Origin of the sequence: Pantoea sp. USMM079 (assembly GCF_037153115.1) — a bacterium.
GTDB classification, from domain to species: Bacteria; Pseudomonadota; Gammaproteobacteria; order Enterobacterales; family Enterobacteriaceae; genus Pantoea; species Pantoea communis.
This window is the reverse complement of sequence record NZ_JBBCKX010000002.1, coordinates 125,584-144,359: the sequence shown is the minus strand read 5'-3', so window position 1 is coordinate 144,359 and position 18,776 is coordinate 125,584. Positions and strand designations below refer to the sequence as shown.

Here is an 18,776-nt window from a genome sequence, read left to right as displayed (position 1 = left end):
AGAGAGACTATTAATTTTCCGTTGTGACGATTTTACCTGGACAGAAATTAACCTTCGCTCACTAAGTTTCACACCGCATGCCTGCCTTTATTCAGGTTAGCCTCTTCCCTATATCTCAATCACCTTTGAGGCAAAAAAAAGCCCGCCGAAGCGGGTGTCATATGATAGTGACAACACCAGGGAAAATCGTTGTGACCACACATCCGTAGATTCAGTTGACGCATATATAGTTTAGCCTTTCTCATGAACAGATTTTGTAAATTGCAGTAAATATCTGATTTGATATGAACAATCATGATTAATCATAAATTTTATAAACAAGTTAGCAAGCTATTCTGTTATACTTCAGCAAGATAGTAAAAATTGCCCGAACAGCGCGTTGACCCGCCCTTGTTGTCTCAGTACGCGTTCTGAAAATGGCTTTCCTGATGTCCCTGCCCCCTTTTCTCAAATGAGCACTACACTCATCACCACCATATAAATTTTATGCATTTGCACCCAACTGAGTCGACTCCAGCTATATATCGGCTCTGCGTGTGACTTTGACCGATAAAGAGCGTTGAGACTGTCAGGGACTAACATGTATGTATGCACTGAAGATATACCTGATATCTTTTTCAAGGGGGTCAGGAAAACGGCTTTATATTGCATAACCGAACTCACACGCATTTTGAAGAATTGATAGGGGAACGTTGATTGCTCCCCGTTTAGATATTAAGCCTGTTTGGGTTGGCCATTAGACGCCGTCAGCCCGCCGTCTACGGGCAGGTTCACTCCTGTGATATAACGCGCATCATCGCTGGCAATAAAGGCGATTGCACTGGCGATATCTTCAGCCTGGCCAGCCCGCTGGAGGGGAATGCGGTCATAGAACTTGTTTAACAGTTCATGATTGTCCTTCATATCTTCGGTAAGATCGGTCAGCGTAAATCCAGGGCAGATGGCATTCACGCGAACACCGTCCGCACCATAATCCATCGCCAGCGCGCGCGTAAAATTGGTCACGCCGCCCTTCGCAGCGTTATAAACGCTCATTCCCCAGTCTCCACCCAATCCTGAAACCGAAGACGTGTTCACCACATTTCCTTGGGTTTTGAGCAATGAGGGCATGAAGTAATGAACACAATGAAATACCCCATCCAGATCAGCCCCCATCAGCTTTTTCCAGTCTTCAACGGCCACTTCATGTATTTTTCCCTGAACGACACTCCCCGCATTGTTCACCAGGACGTCGACTCTGCCATAGGTTTGTTCGACCAGTTCCGCCAGCTGTTTGACCTGGACGGAATCAGACACATCACAAGGCGCGATAAGATGCTCTCCCTTGGGAAGAGCATGAAGCGTGGTTTCGAGTTTTTCACGGGTTCTTCCCACCAGCACCACCGAAGCACCTTCACTGGCAAAACGCTTTGCTGAGGCCGCCCCAATTCCTGAACCCGCACCGGTGATCACGACAACTTTTTCCAAAAAACGTGACATCGTTATTCTCCTTTAGGCCTTTTTAATGAGTGATAAGCCTGGCAGCCATGAGGGGATGATCAAGCGAAGCAGGATCGCCAGGATGGGACATCAATGGAAGTGGATACCCGCGGGCATACCCGGTAAGCCCTTAACCTTTTGAACAAGGTAAGGGCTTATCGCAAACCTAAAGAGCTGGGTTTATGGTTTAAGAATGACTTTTGTCCAGCCGGGCGCTCGGCTGTCAAAATTTTTATAGCCTTCAGGAGCCTCATTGAGGCTCAGACGATGCGAGATAATCCGGCCAGGGTTGGCTTTATCATGGCGAATAAGCCGTGCGAGCTGCCGGTTGTAGGCCTTCACGTTTGCCTGACCAGTGCGGATGGACTGCCCCTTGAACCAGAAGCTGCCAAAATCAAACGGCATTTTCCCCTCTTTTGCCAGGTCGCTTTCCGCTGCAGGATCCTGGGGCACGAAGACCCCCACCACGCCTATTCCGCCTGTCGCCTTGGTGGAGGCGACCAGGCTGTTCATAGTTGCACTGTTGTCTTCATGGCCGTGTTTATTGCAGCACTGGTAACCAACACATTCACAACCGCAGTCTGTGCCCCTGCCGTCAGTCAGCTCAAGGATTTTCTGTACGGCTTCATCCCCGGCAGCATTAACCGGTGTGGCACCGAATTGCTCAGCAAGGGCCAGACGATCGCTGTGAGTATCAATAACAAAGACCTGGGAGGCCCCTTTGATGATGGCAGAATGCGCGGCCATCAGTCCCACCGGCCCCGCCCCGTAGATGGCGACGCTTTCTCCCGGACGCAGCCCCGCCAGTTCGGTTGCATGCCAGCCGGTCGGGAAGATATCTGAAAGCATGACGTAATCTTCTTCTTTCTCCGCCGCATCCTCTGGGAGGACCAGGCAGTTGAAATCGGCAAAAGGAACCCGCAACAATTCCGCCTGACCACCGTCCCACGGCCCCATTTCAGCAAAACCATAAGCGGCGCCCGCACTCCCCGGGTTAGCTGTCAGACAAAATCCGGTCAGGCCTTTTTCACAGTTTTCACAGAAGCCGCAGCCTACATTGAAGGGCATACATACGCGGTCACCCACTTTGATACGCTCGACTCCCTGGCCAACTTCAACGACCTCGCCCATGTTTTCATGGCCAAAAATCCGTCCTTCTTCGAAGCTGGTACGTCCTTCATACATATGCAGATCCGAACCGCATATATTCGTGGTGGTTATCCGGATTAATGCATCACCGGGACGCTCAATTTTTGCATCAGGAACATTTTTTACCGTTACGTTAAATGGGCCGTTGTAAATAATTGCTTTCATAAGATCGCCTTAGCCATTATCTGAGTGGTTACAAAGTTAACTGAAGTATTTAATCGTTGCGCTTATATCTTTTTACCTGTCAATTCTCCACAACAAATATGGCACATATTCCAGATTATGATTTAAATGGTGCCGACGCGCTTGCATGAAGTTGATTGTGAATTACGATTAAAATGCTATATGCATATTTTCACTTAATCATCACGATAACAGTTCATGTAGAGGAAATATTATGGCTCAACATAGAGGCGGTTCAGGAAACTTTGCAGAAGACCCCAAAAGAGCATCTGAAGCTGGAAGGAAAGGCGGTCAGGCAAGCGGTGGTAATTTCAAAAATGATCGTGAGAGAGCTTCCACAGCGGGTAAGAAAGGTGGCCAGAACAGACATAAAAGTTCGTGATAATCCTAATAATATCGTTAGGAATCAAAGAAGCCATTTTCAATAATTAAATATTTTAATCTTCGACTTATCAATTCAAACATATTTAGCCCTTTACCTCAGACGGAAATTTCCAATTCGTCAAGAACTCGCTGGAGTTTACCCTATGAAAGTTAAAACACTTCTCGATTTATTTATCCATGACCTGTCCGATGTTTATAGTGCTGAAAAACAAATCACCCGCGCCCTGCCAAAAATGATCCGTGCTGCATCCGAGCCAAAACTTAAAGAGGCCTTTCAGCATCACCTTGAAGAAACCCAGGGTCAGATTGAGCGTCTCGACCAACTTGTGGAAGCACATGAGGAGGTGCGCATAGTGCGTATGAAATGCCATGCGCTTGAAGGCCTGGTTGAAGAAGCGCAGGAATTGATCGAAGCGACTGAACCTGGTCCCGTCAGAGATGCAGGCCTCATTGGCGCCGCCCAGAAAGTGGAACATTACGAAATCGCGACGTACGGCACGCTGATTGCACTGGCCATCAAGCTTCAGCTTGGAGAAGCCTCCTCGCTTTTGAAAGAGACGCTGGATGAAGAAAAAGACACCGATCAGAAATTGACATCAATCGCTGAAAGACAGTGATATGAGGTGGGGAGCTACACCAGTCTTATCTGCGCGACCAAGCGCGTCGGCGACACCGCAAGTGTCCCTGTACTAAAGCAAATATGCGAGCAGGAATTGGCGATGTCTGACTGGCTGATCAGTCATTTGCCCGAGTTAACCGAACAGTTCCTGACGTTGAGTGAGGATCCCGATTCAAAGGCCAAACGCTGAAATCCCTGACGTGATAAATGCCATATCTTTAAAGTGAAGCGGGTAAAAATATACCCGCTTTCATTTGGCCCAATCCCCCGTGTAAACGACTTCATCCGCTCCAAACCCAGTTGCGCACTTCAGGCACATCCTCGCCATGCTCTCTGACATAACGATGGTGCTCAGCGATTCGCTCCTGCAGGTCGTCGAGGAGTTCCGGATGACGCTCAGCTAAGCCCGGCACATGCAAAATGGCAGCCTGTGCAAGATGGTAGCGGTCTAGCTCATTCAGCACCGTCATATCGAATGGTGTGGTGGTAGTACCCTCTTCATTGAAGCCATGAACATGGAAGTTACCGTGATTGTTTCTCTGATAGGTCAGGCGATGCACCAGACTTGGATAACCGTGGAAGGCAAAGATGACGGGTTTATCCGTGGTGAACAGCGCATCAAATTCCTGCTCAGGTTTGCCATGCGGATGCTGGTCCTGCGTCTGCAGCGCCAGTAAGTCCACCACATTGACGACCCTGATACGCAATTCCGGCAGATAGCCCTTTAGCAAATCGACTGCCGCCAGAGTTTCCATGGTAGGCACATCCCCCGCACAGGCCATGACAACGTCTGGTTCACCCTCACAGCTCGCCCAGTTCCATATGCCCATGCCGGCCTCACAGTGAGAAATGGCGCTTTCTATATCCAGCCACTGGGGTGAAGGTTGTTTACCTGCAACAATGACATTGATCCGGTCCCAGGTTCGCAGGCAGTGGTCCCCGACCCACAGCAGCGTATTGGCATCGGGTGGCAGGTATATACGCACGATGTCGGCTTTCTTGTTCGCAACATGATCAATAAATCCCGGATCCTGATGGCTGTATCCATTGTGGTCCTGCCGCCAGACGTGGGACGACAGCAGATAGTTCAGCGAGGAGATCGGCTGTCGCCAGCCCAGCTTGCGGGTGACCTTCAGCCATTTAGCGTGCTGGTTAAACATCGAATCGACGATATGAATAAAGGCTTCATAGCAGTTAAACAGCCCGTGACGCCCTGTTAGCAGATAGCCCTCCAGCCAGCCCTGACACTGATGCTCACTGAGGATCTCCATGACACGGCCGTCCCGGGCCAGCTGTTCGTCGTAATCCTTGATGGGTTCCATCCAGGTACGGGAGGTGACGTCAAACACGGGTGACAGACGGTTGGATGCCGTTTCGTCCGGGCCAAACAGGCGGAAGTTATCGGGATTCTTTTGGAAGATTGCACTCAGGTAACGGCCAAACTGTTCGGTGGCCTGCCCCTGTGTGCTGCCGGGCTGACCCGTCTCCAGCGCAAAGTCGTGAATATCGGGCGTAATCAGTTCAAGGCGCAGCCTTCCCCCGTTGGCATAGGGCGTTGCGCCCATACGCTTATTACCCTTCGGAGCCAGCGCGCGCAGTTCAGGAGCAAGGGTTCCTCTCGGGTCAAAGAGTTCCTGCGGCTGATAGCTGCGCATCCACTGCTCAAGGATCTGGCGGTGACTGTCATTCTCACGACAGGCAGATACCGGTACCTGATGGGCGCGCCAGAATCCCTCCACCTTTTTGCCATCCACCTCACGCGGGCCGGTCCATCCTTTCGGGCTTCGCAGAATAATCATGGGCCAGCGTGGCACAGCATCTGTTGCATTGCCGCTGCGCGCCTGGTGCTGGATATCAGCGATGATGTCAAACGCCGTGTCCAGCGCGGTGGCCATCTGCTGATGCATGGCAAGCGGCTCGTGGCCGCTGACAAAGAGCGGAGTATATCCATAGCCACTAAAAAGCTGCTGAAGATCTTCATCACTGCTACGCCCCAGCAATGTAGGGTTTGCGATTTTATAACCGTTGAGATGCAGAATTGGCAGCACCGCACCGTCTCGTTGGGCATTCAGAAATTTAATGCCGTGCCAGCTGGCAGCCAGTGGCCCCGTCTCCGCTTCACCGTCACCGATGACACAGGGTACAACCAGTTCAGGGTTGTCGAAGGCCGCGCCAAACGCATGCGACAGCGAATAGCCCAGCTCACCCCCTTCATTAATCGACCCCGGCGTTTCAGGGGCTGCGTGGCTCGGTATCCCGCCCGGGAAAGAAAACTGCTTAAACAGCCTCTGCATTCCCTCCTCGTCTTCACTGACGTGAGGATAAATTTCGCTATAGCTGCCTTCCAGCCAGCTGTTAGCCACCATGCCAGGGCCGCCGTGCCCGGGCCCGCAGACGTAAAGGAGATCACGGTCGCGCTGGCGAATAATGCGGTTAAGATGGGCATAGATAAAGTTAAGGCCCGGCGTGGTTCCCCAGTGCCCCAGTAAACGAGGTTTGATATGTTCTGGCTTCAGGGGTTCCCGCAAAAGCGGATTTTCCATGAGATAGATTTGTCCCACAGAGAGGTAATTTGCCGCGCGCCAGTATCTGTCTATCAGAGCAAGTTCATTGGTCCCGGTGACTGTCGTCATACCTGTTCCTCCGATGTTGCGTTCGTCGTTGAGTTGTGAAGATGCGGCCCTCCTTCAGGACCGCCTTTCGTTACCTTTTTTTAGAAAACAGCTGGCTTGCCGTGTCTTTGAGTATCTGCGAGGTGCCATGATCGCCTTTTGCCATCGATGACATAAAGGCTTTAGCCTGTTTAAAGGTGATATGCGGTGGGAGCGGAGCCACTTCCGGGTCAGTTTTGACCTCCAGCAATACGGGGCGATCTGCGCTTAACGCACGTTGCCAGGCGCTGGCCAGCTGTTCCGGGTTGTCGACATAAATGCCCACCAGCCCCAGTGACTCAGCAAACTCCGCGTACTTCACATCAGGCAGTTGCTGCGTGGCTTCGAAGCGGGGATTGCCCTCCATGACGCGTTGCTCCCATGTCACCTGATTCAAATCCTGATTGTTGAATACGCAGACAATCAAACGGCTATCCGTCCACTGCTGCCAGTACTTCTGGATGGTAATCAGCTCTGCCATGTTGTTCATCTGCATGGCGCCATCACCCACCAGCGCCACAACCGGGCGTTCAGGGTGCGCAAATTTGGCCGCGATCGCATAAGGGACGGCAGCACCCATACAGGCCAGCCCGCCTGATAGCGTGGCCCGTTGTCCCTGCTTCACGCGATAATCGCGCGCAAACCAGTTTGCACAGGATCCGGAATCAGAAGTGACGATAGCGTTATCCGGCAGCTGCGGAGACATCTCCCACACCACCCGCTGGGGATTAACGGGATTGGCTGGTGCCAGCGCTCGCTCTTCCATCTGCTTCCACCAGTCCTGAACCTGCACGGCAATTTCTTCCTGCCAGCTGCGGTCCTCTTTGTGATCCAGCAATGGCAGGAGTGCTCGCAGGGTTTCAGCTGCATCGCCGTGAAGATTCACCTCACAGGGATAGCGTAAGCCGAGCATGGCCGGGTCGATATCGATTTGCACGGCACGTGCCTGTCCCTCTTTTGGCAGGAACTCCGTCCAGGGAAAACCGCTGCCAATCATCAGCAGCGTGTCGCAGTGCTGCATCAACTCCCAGGAAGGTTTAGTGCCCAGCAGGCCTATCGAGCCGGTCACAAATGGGGCGTCATCGGGCAGGACATCTTTGCCCAGTAACGCTTTGGCGACGCCAGCACCCAGTTGATTTGCCGCCTGGACGACTTCAACCGCAGCGCCGCGTGCGCCAGAGCCGATGAGGATCGCCACTTTATTCCCCGCATTGAGCACATCGGCGGCGCGCTGCAAATCGGCTTCATAGGGCATAATTTTGGGGCGATGATAGCCACTGCCTGAATGGGTAAACCCGTGCAGATGAGGCGGTGACTGCCACTCTTCATCCTGTATATCTTTTGGGATGATTAGCACGGCAACGCCGTTCTGCGCTTTGGCAATACGCACGCCACGATCGACGAGATGGCGCACCTGAGCAGGGGCGGCAGCTTCCTGTACAAAATTCGCCACATCCGCAAACACCCGATCGAGGTTCATTTCCTGCTGATAGCTTGCGCCTCTCGCCGTTACCTCTGCCTGCCCGGCAATGGCAAGTACAGGAGCATGATCCATTTTGGCATCATAAAGCCCGGTTAAAAGGTGGGTTGCCCCCGGCCCGCCCGTGGACAGGCAGACACCCAGCTCGCCGGTAAACTTAGCGTGACCGGCGGCCATAAAGGCCGCCATTTCCTCGTGGCGCACCTGAATAAATTCAATGCCATCGCCCTTTTCATTTGCGCGTTGTATGGCACCCAGCACCCCATTGATTCCGTCCCCCGGGTAACCGTAAATGCGCGTCACGCCCCACTCTTTCAGGCGCTGAACAAAAAAATCGCTGGTCTTGATGCTCATCGTTTTTATCCCTCTTTAATCATGCAATTCGTGAGGAGAGTTAGCAAAAAGTTGTCGGGTTTCCCCAACCATTCAAAGCACTGGATTCGCATTGAAGCGCTAAACTCTGTGAAAGATTTATCTGGCAAACGTTGGCCGGTGTTAACCAGTCTGCTTCGGAAGGGATGTGACCGCTCTGTAAAGCGGCCACCTGACAAATAGAACGATGAAGATGTCTCTCAGGCCGCATTGAGAATGCGCAGCGCTTCCCGATTGAACGCAGGTAGATCATCCGGCGTACGGCTGGTGACCAGTTTATCGTCATCCACAACGACTTCTTTGTCATAAAAGTCAGCACCTGCATTACGCAGATCAATAGCGATGGCTTTTACACTGGTCATCTTGCGGCCGCGCACACCATTAGCACTGATAAGCAACTGAGGTCCATGGCAGATGGCAAACACCGGTTTGCCGCTGGCAACAAACTCTTTGGTGAAATTCACGAAACGATCATCACCGCGCAGTGAGTCAGGTGAGTGACCGCCAGGCAAAAGTAAGGCATCAAACTCTGCAGGAGTAACGTGATCGATGTCCCTGTCGATTTTGACTTCCGCCTTACCCTGTTTACCTTTCACAACTTTCCCCGCCTGCATCTCAATGGTCACGACTTCGTGGCCGGCTTTAGCATAGGCATCGGCGGGTGAGGTGAACTCTGAGTCTTCGAATTCATCGGTGATCAGGACAGCTATTTTCTTACCCATATGTTTCTCCTTGCGGTTAAAAACGCTCAGCGTTTGGGGCTCGGTTAACCCAATAAGTCTGGTCGCCATGGCATAAAACACAAGCCAGGCGGTTGGTGCTAAGCAGAAGAAAATGAAGGAGAGGAAAATAACAGACACCTAAACACAACGAGTCATCAGATATTTATGCAGGATTTAACAACCCTTTATGTATCCATGGCGAAATTCATCACTGAAACTGTAAACAGCATTTTGATGAACCGCCTTGTAAAGGTTAGCTCTATTTTCATGTTAAGAGTCGTCAAGGAAAAGAAATTCACGCTCTAAGTATCCCGCCTCGGCGAGATTTTGTTAGTTGCGCCTTACAAGATTATTAACCGTCTCGTTTAATGCAGATCAATCCCAAAATAAACTTGGTGAGCTTTTTATTTAGTGACTACGCTAAATCATAACGTCTGTTTCGTGATGTTGGATAATTATCATAAATTACCGGAGAAATATCATGGCTGAGCCTTGGGTAAATGATGGTGCAATCGTCACAGATTCTTATGGCGGCCTGCCGCTGAAACGTATCTCATGGAGCGCGGTATTTGCGGGTGTTATCGCCGCGCTTATTGTTCATATTTTATTAGGATTACTCGGCACTGCGATTGGTGCTTCTGTCATTGACCCTCAACAGGAACGCAATCCACTTGAACATATAGGGACCGGCGCGCTGATATGGACAGGTGTCAGTATGTTTATCGCCATCATTGCCGGCGGTTACGTCGCTGGCAGGCTGGCACAACGCGAGGGCGCATTACACGGTTTACTGATGTTTGGCGTCAGTACGCTTATCACCCTCTGGCTGGCATTTTCACTGGCAACAGGGATTATCGGAGGTGCATTTAATATCCTGGGTGCCGGAGCCAGTGCGATCGGCAGTGGTGTTTCGGCCGTTGCCCCGTCTGTCGGTAACATGGCCAAAGAGAAACTTCAGGAGAATAATATTAATTTAGATTCGCTTCAGAATGAGTTACAGGCCACCCTCCGTCAGACGGGTAAACCTGAACTTCAGCCGGATAAGCTTCAGCAGGATGTGAACAGTGAGGCAAATAGCGCACAAGATCAGGCTAAACAAACGGCTCAGAACCCGCAAAATGCGGATAACGATATCGTGAACTGGATCCGTGGGGTTATTAATCGTCATTCAGACACCCTTCAGGCTGCCGACCGGGATGCGCTCAAAAACATTATTAAAGCCCGGACAGGTAAGAGCGATCAGGAAGCTGAGCAGATCGTTAACCAGACGGTTGAGAGTTATCAAAAAGCCGTGGCACAGTTTCAGCAACTGAAACAGCAGGCTGAGCAGAAAGCCCGTGAGGCCGCTGAAAAGGCCGCCGCTGCAACCGCCAGAGCAAGCTGGTTTACCTTCTTCGTATTGATTATTGAGGGCGTGCTGGCTGCTGTATTCGGACGCATTGGCAGACGCACTCAGCCTCATACCGTTCTGGTCGGTAAACGACCTCTCTGACAAAGTGGGGGCTGATGCATTGTTTAAATAATTAGAGCATCCCGATAAACAACATGCCGTCATGTGCAGTAAAAACACATGGCGGCATGTGAGTGAAATCTATACCGTTTGATTCGCAACTTAATGAATTTTCCTGAAGAGAAGTTGAGCAAAAAACCTCGTTTCGCTTTGTGAATTAAAGCGAAACGAATTAACGAACCTCCTCAAGAATTAATCGATTTAAAACACTCTCTTCCCTCACCCTTTAATTTAAACCGAAGCGATCTTCCTGCTCCCTGCATTAAGGTGAATAAAGCCATGGTAATAAGCAAAGCGCGAGAAAAGCATTCGCTTAAAATTCCCCACTCTTCGTTTTGACCTATATTAATTAGGGTCATTCAATTAATGAAATGGGAATATAGCAATGTCGAAGCCAGTAAATAATAAAGAATTAACTCATCAGGCTCCTTCAAAGGGGCCAGAGTCGTCGCAGCCTTCCCGTGAATCTCTGGCACCTGCAGATGGTTCACATCAGCCTGCAGCAGAACCTACGCCACCCGGCAAACAACCTACTGCCCCCGGAAGTATAAAAGCGCCTGATACCCAGAACAACAAACTAAAGCAACTTGAGGTTCACAGAAAAAATGGCGCTGATCAGTCGCTGACCACAAATCAGGGAACAAGGATTGCAAACGATCAAAACTCTTTACGCGCGGGAGCACGAGGGCCGACCCTGCTTGAATATTTTATTATGCGAGAGAAAATCACGCATTTTGATCACGAACGCATCCCGGAGCGCATCGTGCATGCGCGTGGTTCGGCGGCGCACGGATATTTCCAACCTTACCGCTCATTGAAATGATCTAACCAAAGCGCATTTCCTGTCCGACCCAGACCAAATCACACCTGTCTTCGTGCGTTTTTCAACGGTTCAGGGCGGTGCAGGATCGGCTGATACCGTGCGCGATATACGTGGTTTTGCCACTAAGTTTTATACCGATGACGGTGTATTTGATTTAGTCGGAAACAACACTCCCGTGTTCTTTATCCAGGATGCCCATAAATTCCCTGATTTTGTGCATGCCGTAAAACCGGAGCCACACAATGAAATTCCTCAGGGTCAAAGCGCACACGACACCTTCTGGGACTATGTCTCCCTGCAGCCTGAAACCTTACATAACGTTATCTGGGCGATGTCCGACCGTGGTATCCCACGCAGCTACCTCACCATGGAAGGTTTCGGTATCCATACTTTCCGTCTGATCAATGCAAATGGTAAAGCGACCTTTGTCCGCTTCCACTGGAAACCTGCTGCAGGAAAAGCGTCATTACTTTGGGATGAGTCACAAAAACTGACCGGGCGCGATCCTGATTTTCATCGACGCGATTGTGGGAAGCCATTGAAGCCGGCGATTTTCCGGAATATGAGTTAGGCCTGCAGCTCATTTCCGAAGAAGACGAATTCAGCTTCGATTTCGATATCCTGGATGCCACCAAACTGATTCCGGAAGAGCTGGTGCCGGTGGAAATTGTGGGCAGGGTGGTGTTGAACCGCAATCCCGATAACTTCTTTGCTGAAACGGAACAGGTGGCCTTCCACCCCGGACATATCGTTCCAGGTTTGGACTTCACCAACGATCCTTTATTGCAGGGCAGACTTTTCTCCTACACAGATACCCAGATCAGCCGCCTGGGCGGACCTAACTTCCACGAAATTCCTATTAACCGCCCGGTTTGCCCCTATCATAATTTCCAGCGTCAGGGCATGCATCGTCAAGACATCGACAGCAATCCGGCAAATTACGAACCTAATTCGATTAATGATAACTGGCCGAGATAAACGCCGCCGTCAGCCGAAAGTGGCGGGTTCGAGAGCTATCAGGAGCGCGTGGAAGGCCATAAAGTACGCGAGCGCAGTCCTTCCTTTGGCGAGTATTACTCTCAGCCTCGATTGTCCTGGTTAAGTCAGACGCCTGTCGAGCAACAGCACATCATAGGCGCCTACTCCTTTGAATTGAGTAAAGTCGCCCGTCCCTACATACGTGAGCGCGTGATAGACCACCTGTTGAATATCGATATTGCACTCGCTCAGGGTGTGGCTGATAACCTTGGGATTGCACTGACTGCAGATCAGTTAAATACCCTCCCCGCTCCCGACGTCCAAGGCCTGAAAAAAGATGACAGTCTGAGTTTATATGCCGTGACAGGTGGGGAGATAAAGGGTCGGCAGGTTGCCCTGCTGTTGAGCGATGGGGTGAAGTCGGCTGATGTACTGGCCGTGTTGCAGTCGCTTAAGGCGGCGGGTGTACATACAAAATTGCTGGCTCCCCATATGGGTCAGGTGGTGGCGGATGACGGTTCAATTTTGCCCGTTGATGCGACGTTTGCCGGATTGCCGTCGCTGACGTTTGATGCCGTTTTTGTGCCAGACGGTAACATTGATGCGCTGCTGTTAAGCGGCGACAGCCGCTACTATTTGCTGGAAGCTTACAAGCACCTGAAAGTCATTGGCCTGAGTGGCAAGGCCAGGCGATTCAAAACACAGTTCGCCTTGCAGGACGATGAAGAAGAGGAGGGTATTGTTGATGGTTTAAAAGCAGACAGCGCGATGATGGGTGCTTTTTTTGATGCAATGAAAGCCCATCGGGTCTGGGCAAGGAGTCAAAAAGCGCTATCAATACCGGCTTGATCAGGCGGATTAACGTCACATTCTGAGCTTCCCTTGGGGGGCTTAACTCATTTATTAATGGAAATACCTGACGAATGACCCCTGTTGATTAGATGTTTCATGTATCAATGTGTTAAGCGGTTTTCATTTCGAAAGCTCAAACAGAAATGTGGACTTCGTAGTTAGATTGTCGTCAGACACCAGCCGGGAAAACTTTCTTAGCTGGTGCTGACAATTCGCTTTATCCGAATACTCCAGCGTAAGCGCCAAAAGAACAAACACCACAAAGGATAACGGATACGACTGCGGCTGAAAGCGTGTAGTTTTTCATTTCCTGACCTCATTTTTACGTTTAAAACCTTAGCCTGGCAGGAAATTCCATTCTGTAAACCTGAGAATTTTTTCCAGGAAAAATCCTTATCTTCATACCTCATCAGTTTTCATAATTTTGCCGAAAGAGCGCCAACTTTTTGGGTGATTTAAAGTGTGATTGAAAAGCATGTCTGGCTTAGCTATCCATGGCTCTGAACATTAAACCCTGCATAGATAACTTGTTTTCAAAGGAAGCAAAAAACACAGGCCTACTAATTCTTGTACAACTTTCAGAAAACGTGTACAACTTTTAAATTGCTTGAATTTATCATTGGAGGATCAACAAATGCGCCAGAATCGTTCTGCTTCGATCTCTTCTGAAGCCATTAATCAGTATCTCAGTAAAGCCTCTTTGCCATCCCAGCAGGAATCGCTAGGACAAATTGTGGTGGAGATCCTGAAGGAAGGCCGCAATCTGAACCGCAAGTCACTATGCAGCAAGCTGCTTCATCGTCTTGAACTCTCTTCATGCGCTGAAGAAGAACGTCATTACCACCAGTTGATTGGCCTCCTCTTAGACCGGGAGGGTTGAAATCGGCGACCCAAACGATGACACCTGTGGCGGTGTAATACCCCCATCAGGTGTTGTTGTGATCATTAGCATTATGCACTTCGGCCAAACATGTCATCTTCACACCGTGATCGAAGCATCTTGCAGTAAAGAGAAACCTATGAACAGAAGTGACCAGCAGAAAGCTATTGACGAAATTATCGGAGAAGCAGCATTTGCATTACTACAGCGGCCTGGACGCATATCCCTGCGAGCTTTGATGGATCAGCTGAATTCAATGCAGAGATTATCAGAGGATGCTGACAGGCAGGCGCTGATTGCGCTTTCCATAACCGATATCAGAAAACACCGTTCTGAGGGTGATGCGCATATGAGGGAGCACAATGAAGGATCCGACAAGGTTCGCGCCTTATTTTCAGGCTCTGGCGTCCCAGGAAATAACAGTAAGCATTGAAGCCTTATTTTAGGTCTGATCATTAACTCCTATCCATCAAGCACGGAACGAATAAGAATGCCAACGCCAGATGATATTTTTAGCGTGATTACCGACATTGAACTGGCTGAACGCTTTCGCAATGCGGGAAATGACATCAAGGATGAATCGGCCGTACTCGGATTTGTCATTCGAAGCCTCCTTCAGTCGGGAGAACAGGTGACCCGTAAAGCTATTATTCTCAGCCTGATTGGTGCACTGGAAAGCGTGCAAGGTACAACACAGGCTGACGTTTTACGAAGAACGCTTGAGATTGTTGTCGGATGTAACGCTGAGGACTAGATACTCTTTAGGGTGCTTAATGGAGAGAGGTGTTAATCAGAAAGTGGCGCTGCGACAATTCAATCAGGCTTTCTCGCGTAAAACTGAAATTGAGCTATGTTTTGTAATATGTCTTTTTTAAGCGCAGCGTTATAAGTGGTCAGCGGTGCAGCAGCTGGCCGTTAACCATCATGTTGTGGGTCGCCTGCTGTTTCCAACGTATCGGATAACGTCAGGAGAGCCCATGCACAATCAACTTCTCAATTTTGACGCCGTGTACCGAATGGTGCGTCAACATACCCTTATCGAATTTCCACAGCATGCTGAATGTAGCTCGCAGAAAACGCTCAATGCCTATCTCAAAGCTTCAGGGTCATCTTTGCACGCGCCTGGTCCCGGTCTTAACTTCAGTCATCGCACCGGAGACGTCATTTCAGAATTCGACCATTTTATTATCACCGATAAAAACCGGGAGGCGCTGTACGCAGACATTGCAGACATGGTGCGCTGGCTGAGGGACAACGGTTACCTGCTTCGCAGCGTAGAAGATGAATTATGTTTCTACCCTACCGATAAACTTCTTCGAACAAGTTCACTCGTCTTCTGATTTTCACCGTGAAGAATTTTAAATAGGCACTGCGGCTGCCGACGCGGCCGAAAAGCCGCAGTGCAGCTGCCCTAATCTTCTGAATACCAGAAGGTTGATCTGTTCTTAGCCTTGCGCTTAAGTTGCTTTTCATCATGAGTTTATCCGGAAGCTTGCACCTGCCCCAGCAAAAAAATAACTACGATCACTGAATGATTTCACTTTTCACTGGCAAAAAGTGTTACGTTACTTCTGTCTGAAAAACAGCCAGACCTTAACCTTCAACAGGCTTGTTGCCCACGTATCGATGCGAGTGCAACTTACCTCTCACGAGCTGACCAAGCAGCTTCCACCACTACTTCTAAGTCATATGAAGCGCGCTCGATAGCGCTGGTGTGCGATAGCTCGCAAGGACACCTCACGACATTTGTCATTTACATTCCAAAATAGCGCAATGTTAACAGCGGACGAGTGACATGCCTTCTGTGTAGTCAGGAATTACATGGCCATATCCAAAGATATCAATGCCAGCAGTAAACACTTCAAGCCGGCCACACTCCCTGTAACCGAGTGTGGAAATCAGGTTCCGCTAACGTTACGGCTGAAATTCACCAGTGCAGTAGAGGCGATCGGCGCAATGTGCCAGGCCGTTCTCAAAACAAGGGGGGTTGTCTCTATACCTGAAGTTCAGCTTATGCTGGCAGTCAGGCTGGAGCTTTGCTCTGAAGAGATCGACAGAAAAATTCTTCAGGAATCCCTGATGCTGCTGGCCGATCAATCTACCTATAACTGAGAGACTGTAGTCATCTCAGGCACATCGGAAGTGAACGCTTTTCAAAATTTGCTAATAGTTCAATGTCTCTCTGAGCGACTTGCCTCGGGGAGCTATGAACTCGTATCAGCTTGCGTCGTGCTCATGGATTTTAAGCGATACCTGTTTGTTTTTATGACAAACGGGTTTCACCTGTTCCTTTTTCAAGCTGATTCTTATTGCAGGTAAGAGGTCTTATCAGTATAAATCCCTGATGATCACATCATATAAAGGGATGTTCCAATGAAAAAAATATACACAGACCTGTCTTCAGCCCCTCTGGTGACTGGCATTATTGGCGAAGCGGTGCTGGAGCTTGTAGAACGCAGCATGAATATCAACCGGGATAGCATCATAGCCATGCTTGAAAAGAAAAAGCGCGAATGCACAATTACGAAGATTACCCGCATTATTGATGACGCCCTTTATTGGATGCGAAAAGGAAGTGGAGACTGATAGTCAACTTTGGACGAAAAAGCCATTTTCATTTTAGTTGATATCTGTGTGATTAAATTGATTATCATTCGGTTATTTAACGTCTCGCTTATTAGCTTAATGACATTCAGCTTTTTCGCCTCATCTCTGTGTGCACTTATCACTGGATTGGGCGTGCGAAGGTACGCCGTTAAATGATTTGAAGGATAATAATGCCCAATTCATCTGTAGCGAGTGGCTAACTATTTAATTTTAATCACTAAATGTATGTAGTGCGTACCACTTACATTAACGGCTTCGCGTCCAGTTTTTCTTATTACCCAATGGCCATGAAAATATATCTCTTACTGGTTCTGCTTAATAAACCTTAAACACTCAAGTAAAAGTTGAAAATTGTCACAAGTGAACCAGGCTTAAGTCTTTATCACAGGAGGCCAACAATGCCCTATAAATCACGAGATTCCCTGCCAGACAGCGTTAAGCACGTACTCCCTGCTCATGCGCAGGATATTTATCTTGCAGCTTTTAACAGTGCCTGGGATGAGTATAAGGATAAAAAGGACCGCCAGGATGACAGCTCCCGCGAAGAAGTGTCACATAAAGTGGCCTGGGCTGCAGTCAAACATACGTACGAAAAAGGCAGTGATGATAAATGGCATAAGAAGAAGTCCTGATCAAATTCTAATGAGTAAAGTATTGATCATTCCTTGAGATTGCTGGTTTTAGTCAAGGTTTGGTACAGATTATCCCCCTTCATGGAGAATGATTTGCCATTTATCAAACATATTGATCATAGCGACCTGAAACGTTCCTTCTTCTCCGCCGTTCCGCTAGGAATCGGCGTGATGGCTGCAATAGATGAGATCATATTTCATCAGCTGTTTGCCTGGCATCACTTCTTTGACTGGGGTTCTCCCGCTTTCAGTCTGTTTTCCGATGGGCTACTGCATTCGGCCGAGCTCATCGCCTTTGTGGCAGGCACCTTCATGATGTTCAACCTTATCCGCTACCAAAGTCTGTGTAGACTGTCTGCATGGTCCGGATTCTTCACAGGCCTGGGAGGCTTTCAACTTTTTGACGGCATTATCGATCATAAGCTGCTTAGGCTTCATCAGATACGCTATGTGGAAAATTTGTTTATCTACGACCTGGTGTGGAATGGAGCAGGACTGATGCTCTTGCTTATCGGGTGGTTGCTGTACCGACGTTCACACAGCGCGGCGGGATGATCATGGATGAAATGACCCATCATGGCTTGCCGACGGATTCCACTGTGCTGATTTTGTTGTTCATCGTATTTCCGATTTGTCTTCTGTGCCTCTATACCTTTTTAGCCTGCCGAAGGCGAAGATTATCCGGATGGAGCGGCTGGCGCATGGCCAGTTTCAGTCTGGGCATAATGCTGATTGTAATAGCCGTGCTTCCACCGATCGCGTCATGGGCACATCATGATCTGCGCGGTCATATGCTTCAACACCTGTTACTGGGGATGTTCGGTCCATTAGGGCTGGTGTTCGGTGCTCCGGGTACCTTACTGGTTCGAAGTCTTCCTGGTTCTGTAGCCCGCCGGTTCATGGATCTCATGCGTTTACCGCCCGTCAGGCTACTTACTCATCCCATCACTGCGGCCTTTCTAGATATCGGCGGAATGTATCTGCTGTACCTGACGCCATTATTTGGTCTGTGTATGTCCCATCCGGTTCTGTTTGTTCTGGTGCATATACATTTCGTTCTCTCTGGCTACCTTTTTACCTGGTCCATAGCCGGACCCGACCCGGCACCCCATCGCCCCTCAAGAGAATTGCGACTCGTCGTCGTTTTTCTGGCAACCGCAGCGCATGCAGTTCTGGGTAAACTGATGTACGGCTACGAATACCCTCATGGAATGTCAGCCAGCCTGATTGAGGTGCAACTTGCAGCGCAGTGGATGTATTACGGTGGTGATATAGCTGAACTTTTGCTGATTACTGGTTTGTTTGCGAGCTGGTTCAGGCATCGCAGCGCATTGCCTGAGTTTATGGCAATCAGAAATGATCGCGCCCGCGATAATGAGTAATAACTAATTCCAGGCTCTAGTGACGGCCACCAGTCGGTAAAAGCTTTATGGATTATTGAAACTGCAGATGAGT

18 protein-coding genes and 1 pseudogene are annotated in these 18,776 nt (G+C 49.5%); 14 read left to right on the top strand and 5 right to left on the bottom strand.

Going from position 1 to position 18,776, the window contains the following annotated elements:
• Positions 1-714: 714 nt before the first annotated feature.
• Both WFP70_RS05155 and WFP70_RS05150 read right to left on the bottom strand, forming a co-directional pair.
• On the bottom strand, positions 715-1,479 hold the full coding sequence (locus WFP70_RS05155; RefSeq protein WP_160833211.1) for an SDR family NAD(P)-dependent oxidoreductase: 765 nt from the start codon (positions 1,477-1,479) through the stop codon (positions 715-717).
• A 180-nt stretch (positions 1,480-1,659) separates the two neighbouring features.
• Complete coding sequence (locus tag WFP70_RS05150; RefSeq protein ID WP_337022832.1) at positions 1,660-2,793, bottom strand: glutathione-independent formaldehyde dehydrogenase; 1,134 nt, start codon at positions 2,791-2,793, stop codon at positions 1,660-1,662.
• A 232-nt stretch (positions 2,794-3,025) separates the two neighbouring features.
• On the opposite strand from WFP70_RS05150, the gene WFP70_RS05145 reads away from it, so the two are divergent.
• The 3 genes from WFP70_RS05145 to WFP70_RS05135 all read left to right on the top strand — a co-directional run bounded on the left by WFP70_RS05145 (position 3,026) and on the right by WFP70_RS05135 (position 4,004).
• Entirely contained in the window at positions 3,026-3,193 is a 168-nt protein-coding gene (locus WFP70_RS05145; RefSeq protein ID WP_097117734.1) for a general stress protein, read from the top strand.
• Between the two features lie 145 nt (positions 3,194-3,338).
• Positions 3,339-3,812: a YciE/YciF ferroxidase family protein gene (locus tag WFP70_RS05140; RefSeq protein ID WP_337022831.1), complete on the top strand. Its 474-nt coding sequence runs from the start codon at positions 3,339-3,341 to the stop codon at positions 3,810-3,812.
• Between the two features lie 6 nt (positions 3,813-3,818).
• Positions 3,819-4,004 (top strand): DUF892 family protein, encoded by a 186-nt coding sequence (locus WFP70_RS05135; RefSeq protein ID WP_337022830.1) that lies wholly within the window; start codon positions 3,819-3,821, stop codon positions 4,002-4,004.
• Positions 4,005-4,095: 91 nt separating this feature from the next.
• On the opposite strand, the gene WFP70_RS05130 is transcribed toward WFP70_RS05135, so the two are convergent.
• The 3 genes from WFP70_RS05130 to WFP70_RS05120 all read right to left on the bottom strand — a co-directional run bounded on the left by WFP70_RS05130 (position 4,096) and on the right by WFP70_RS05120 (position 9,039).
• The gene (locus tag WFP70_RS05130; protein WP_337022829.1) at positions 4,096-6,447 is read right to left on the bottom strand and encodes a phosphoketolase family protein; all 2,352 of its coding nucleotides are present in this window, start codon (positions 6,445-6,447) and stop codon (positions 4,096-4,098) included.
• Positions 6,448-6,517: 70 nt separating this feature from the next.
• Positions 6,518-8,299 (bottom strand): thiamine pyrophosphate-requiring protein, encoded by a 1,782-nt coding sequence (locus WFP70_RS05125; RefSeq protein ID WP_337022828.1) that lies wholly within the window; start codon positions 8,297-8,299, stop codon positions 6,518-6,520.
• A gap of 218 nt (positions 8,300-8,517) precedes the next feature.
• A complete protein-coding gene (locus tag WFP70_RS05120; RefSeq protein ID WP_058960710.1) occupies positions 8,518-9,039 on the bottom strand; it encodes a type 1 glutamine amidotransferase domain-containing protein in 522 nt (173 codons plus the stop codon).
• Between the two features lie 481 nt (positions 9,040-9,520).
• On the opposite strand from WFP70_RS05120, the gene WFP70_RS05115 reads away from it, so the two are divergent.
• From WFP70_RS05115 to WFP70_RS05065, 11 genes and pseudogenes are all read left to right on the top strand, one after another.
• Positions 9,521-10,531: a hypothetical protein gene (locus WFP70_RS05115; RefSeq protein ID WP_337022827.1), complete on the top strand. Its 1,011-nt coding sequence runs from the start codon at positions 9,521-9,523 to the stop codon at positions 10,529-10,531.
• Positions 10,532-10,934: 403 nt separating this feature from the next.
• Positions 10,935-13,199 (top strand): annotated as a pseudogene (gene katE / locus WFP70_RS05110) (catalase HPII).
• A gap of 637 nt (positions 13,200-13,836) precedes the next feature.
• On the top strand, positions 13,837-14,082 hold the full coding sequence (ycgZ, locus tag WFP70_RS05105; protein ID WP_337022826.1) for a regulatory protein YcgZ: 246 nt from the start codon (positions 13,837-13,839) through the stop codon (positions 14,080-14,082).
• A 139-nt stretch (positions 14,083-14,221) separates the two neighbouring features.
• Complete coding sequence (locus WFP70_RS05100; protein ID WP_058960783.1) at positions 14,222-14,515, top strand: hypothetical protein; 294 nt, start codon at positions 14,222-14,224, stop codon at positions 14,513-14,515.
• Between the two features lie 57 nt (positions 14,516-14,572).
• Positions 14,573-14,836, top strand: a complete 264-nt coding sequence (locus WFP70_RS05095; RefSeq protein WP_337022825.1) for a biofilm development regulator YmgB/AriR family protein — start codon at positions 14,573-14,575, stop codon at positions 14,834-14,836.
• 223 nt (positions 14,837-15,059) lie between these two features.
• Entirely contained in the window at positions 15,060-15,422 is a 363-nt protein-coding gene (locus WFP70_RS05090) for a hypothetical protein (RefSeq protein ID WP_337022824.1), read from the top strand.
• Positions 15,423-15,903: 481 nt separating this feature from the next.
• The gene (locus WFP70_RS05085; protein WP_337022823.1) at positions 15,904-16,194 is read left to right on the top strand and encodes a hypothetical protein; all 291 of its coding nucleotides are present in this window, start codon (positions 15,904-15,906) and stop codon (positions 16,192-16,194) included.
• Positions 16,195-16,455: 261 nt separating this feature from the next.
• Positions 16,456-16,668 (top strand): hypothetical protein, encoded by a 213-nt coding sequence (locus WFP70_RS05080; RefSeq protein ID WP_337022822.1) that lies wholly within the window; start codon positions 16,456-16,458, stop codon positions 16,666-16,668.
• Positions 16,669-17,087: 419 nt separating this feature from the next.
• Complete coding sequence (gene chaB / locus WFP70_RS05075) at positions 17,088-17,321, top strand: putative cation transport regulator ChaB (RefSeq protein ID WP_337022821.1); 234 nt, start codon at positions 17,088-17,090, stop codon at positions 17,319-17,321.
• A gap of 93 nt (positions 17,322-17,414) precedes the next feature.
• A complete protein-coding gene (locus tag WFP70_RS05070; protein ID WP_337022820.1) occupies positions 17,415-17,876 on the top strand; it encodes a DUF2243 domain-containing protein in 462 nt (153 codons plus the stop codon).
• Positions 17,877-17,878: 2 nt separating this feature from the next.
• Positions 17,879-18,703, top strand: a complete 825-nt coding sequence (locus WFP70_RS05065) for a cytochrome c oxidase assembly protein (RefSeq protein WP_337022819.1) — start codon at positions 17,879-17,881, stop codon at positions 18,701-18,703.
• The last annotated feature ends 73 nt before the right edge of the window (positions 18,704-18,776 follow it).

Coding starts and splice junctions, on each gene's coding strand:
- WFP70_RS05155 (WP_160833211.1), bottom strand. CDS start 1,479: ATGTCACGTTTTTTGGAAAAAGTTGTCGTGATCACCGGTGCGGGTTCA.
- WFP70_RS05150 (WP_337022832.1), bottom strand. CDS start 2,793: ATGAAAGCAATTATTTACAACGGCCCATTTAACGTAACGGTAAAAAAT.
- WFP70_RS05145 (WP_097117734.1), top strand. CDS start 3,026: ATGGCTCAACATAGAGGCGGTTCAGGAAACTTTGCAGAAGACCCCAAA.
- WFP70_RS05140 (WP_337022831.1), top strand. CDS start 3,339: ATGAAAGTTAAAACACTTCTCGATTTATTTATCCATGACCTGTCCGAT.
- WFP70_RS05130 (WP_337022829.1), bottom strand. CDS start 6,447: ATGACGACAGTCACCGGGACCAATGAACTTGCTCTGATAGACAGATAC.
- WFP70_RS05125 (WP_337022828.1), bottom strand. CDS start 8,299: ATGAGCATCAAGACCAGCGATTTTTTTGTTCAGCGCCTGAAAGAGTGG.
- WFP70_RS05120 (WP_058960710.1), bottom strand. CDS start 9,039: ATGGGTAAGAAAATAGCTGTCCTGATCACCGATGAATTCGAAGACTCA.
- WFP70_RS05115 (WP_337022827.1), top strand. CDS start 9,521: ATGGCTGAGCCTTGGGTAAATGATGGTGCAATCGTCACAGATTCTTAT.
- ycgZ (WP_337022826.1), top strand. CDS start 13,837: ATGCGCCAGAATCGTTCTGCTTCGATCTCTTCTGAAGCCATTAATCAG.
- WFP70_RS05100 (WP_058960783.1), top strand. CDS start 14,222: ATGAACAGAAGTGACCAGCAGAAAGCTATTGACGAAATTATCGGAGAA.
- WFP70_RS05095 (WP_337022825.1), top strand. CDS start 14,573: ATGCCAACGCCAGATGATATTTTTAGCGTGATTACCGACATTGAACTG.
- WFP70_RS05090 (WP_337022824.1), top strand. CDS start 15,060: ATGCACAATCAACTTCTCAATTTTGACGCCGTGTACCGAATGGTGCGT.
- WFP70_RS05085 (WP_337022823.1), top strand. CDS start 15,904: ATGGCCATATCCAAAGATATCAATGCCAGCAGTAAACACTTCAAGCCG.
- WFP70_RS05080 (WP_337022822.1), top strand. CDS start 16,456: ATGAAAAAAATATACACAGACCTGTCTTCAGCCCCTCTGGTGACTGGC.
- chaB (WP_337022821.1), top strand. CDS start 17,088: ATGCCCTATAAATCACGAGATTCCCTGCCAGACAGCGTTAAGCACGTA.
- WFP70_RS05065 (WP_337022819.1), top strand. CDS start 17,879: ATGGATGAAATGACCCATCATGGCTTGCCGACGGATTCCACTGTGCTG.